This is a genomic window from Kamptonema sp. UHCC 0994, from assembly GCF_029167235.1.
In the GTDB taxonomy this organism is placed as follows: Bacteria; Cyanobacteriota; Cyanobacteriia; order Cyanobacteriales; family Microcoleaceae; genus Kamptonema.
This window is the reverse complement of record NZ_JARFTR010000270.1, coordinates 1-2454: the sequence shown is the minus strand read 5'-3', so window position 1 is coordinate 2454 and position 2454 is coordinate 1. Positions and strand designations below refer to the sequence as shown.

Here is a 2454-nt window from a genome sequence, read left to right as displayed (position 1 = left end):
AGTTAGAGTCGATAGGAGCGTTGCCACTCCTACCTCTCCTTCAGAACGGAACGTGATACTTTCGCATCATTCCGCTCCTTGATAACTCCATCCTTGTTATGGATACGATTTAAGACTAACTATCAGGTTTTAGCGCCTTCTTTAGAACGTATTGACCCGTCTGTTGCTGTCTTTGCGTCGTGGCAGTGTCTATGCAGAAGTTGAAGATTATCGTAGGTATCTTTTCCACCTAACGATGTTGGTTTTATATGGTCAACTTCTACAATGTCTGTACTCGTAAAGTACAAATCACAGTGAGAACAAATACCCTTTTGTTTCTTGATTAATGATGCCACCCTGTTAGGGGTTTCTGGGTACTCGCCTCTACGTTTGCTCCAATAAATCCAGTTTCCATCATATGGACTAGCCTCTCCCTTGACTTTGGTATGCCTTACGATTGGCGTACTTGCATGGTTGAGTAGTTCTAATCCATCTTCTGTACTGAAACACCAATTGCGGTCGCCTACTGTTCTCAAATATTTGTCCTTATTGATGTTCCCTTTTCCCCTTGACTTAGCCCAAGCTCTTAACTTTTGCCATGTCAGCATATTTACCTTTGAAAAGGTTTCCTTACTAACAACTGTTGAGTAATAGTTTGACCATCCCCTAATTATCGGATTGAGCTTACTAATTAAAGCAGCTTGAGGGGCGGTTTTATGGGTGTCTATTACCTTAGAAATCTTGGCTAGATGTACCTTTACCTTGGCTTTTGAGGGGGTGATTAGTGTTTTAAAACCTAGTGGTGTTCCGTTTGTATTGTTAGCACATCTGTAGCTTCCTACCTTGTGCTGCTGTACGTGGAATCCTAGAAACTCAAACCCAACAGTACCCTCAATCTCAATGAGGGTGTGGGTTAATTTTGTTTTGCTTGGTTTCAATTCCAATCCCATGTCACTTAACCATTCTGCAATTATCTCTTGACATTTCTTGACTACGCTCACATCCTCATGGATTATTACGAAGTCATCAGCGTAACGGATTAGGCTGAGGGCTTTACGGTTCGCCGTTTTACCCCCTTTTAGCGTTTCCGCGTACTGCATGATTCTATTTTCCATACCATGTAGGGCAATGTTCGCAAGTAGGGGAGAAATTACCCCGCCCTGTGGTGTACCCTCATTAGTAGGGAATAATTCACCCTGGTCACAATACCCTGCCTTGAGCCATGTTCTTATTTGACGGTTTAAGGTGGGGTATGTACTTATTTTGGAGAGTAATGCTTTGTGGTTTATACGGTCGAAGCATTTAGCAATGTCAGCGTCCAGCACATATTTGGCTTTCTGCTTAACACTGTCAAATATTGCTTGGATCGCATCGTGGCAGGAACGTCCGGGTCTAAAACCGTAAGAGTTAGGCTCGAACTTTGCCTCCCACTCTGGTTCTAACGCTATCTTGACTAGCGCTTGCAGTGCGCGGTCGTTTATTGTGGGTATTCCTAATGGTCTAGTTTCAGTCGTACCAGGCTTAGGAATATTAACCCTACGAGTGGGTTTAACCTTTCCGGTTAACTTCAACTTACCTACCAGGTTCATACGTTGCTTTGGGGTTAACGATTTAACTCCATCCACACCAGCCGTATTTTTACCTTGGTTATCTTGTGTTACCCTACGTACCGCAATACATTTTGCAGACCAAGACCTAATCAGGGTCTTCTGAAGTTTGCGAACTGCTTTAACATCATCACGTTCACTCGCTTGATAGATTCGTTTTTGCAACTTGAACGTCAGTCTTTCAGCTTTTTGCCAATTGATTTGGTTCCATTCCACCGTCAGATTGTTCTGCGTTTTAGACATATTTATTGCTACTTGGACTCTATCTTTGGAATTACCGTGTATCCGTCAGCATATCCACACCATTACAGTGAGGCATTCGCTTCTGATACAATCCCGTTCTCTTACACCGTTCGTTAGCTACTTACTGGTTATCGACCTTACCAGAGGTTTAAGAGAATTACTTCGTTCCGATTACACATTAGTTGAGTCTTTAGCTGTGATGCTTTCCACCGGGTTTATGGGCGGTGCTTATAAGTCGGCGCATAAACCGCTTATGCCCTAGCCTTGCCTTTTGGCTTGGTGTTAATCAGGGATTCTTACCGTATTTCACAACGGATTTACCTTTGATTTAGCCATTACACCATTTAAGATAACGATGGTTCGGACGCATCTTTGCTTTTGCTACGCTTGGACTCTTGCTCGACAGCTACCGGGTTTGGCTCCTAGTAGTTCTGCCTTTTAACCCCGCTTTTAGCTTAATGGTTGCTACCCATTAAACTAGGGGTTATGCTTTCACCTCTGCACTTGAGGGGAAGGGCTTACCGCACGGCGGTTTACCTTCAAATGTAATCAGTTGTTCTAGCAGATGAGCTAGACTAACCGTCCCTGAGTATTTCTACTCATTTTAGGTTAAACGAATCGCACT

Annotated in this window: 1 protein-coding gene; it reads right to left on the bottom strand. The window is 43.4% G+C overall.

The genetic code is table 11. The features are described 5' to 3' along the window. Positions 1–122: 122 nt before the first annotated feature. On the bottom strand, positions 123–1829 hold the full coding sequence (gene ltrA, locus PY364_RS23465) for a group II intron reverse transcriptase/maturase (RefSeq protein ID WP_275526826.1): 1707 nt from the start codon (positions 1827–1829) through the stop codon (positions 123–125). Between the last annotated feature and the right edge of the window lie 625 nt (positions 1830–2454).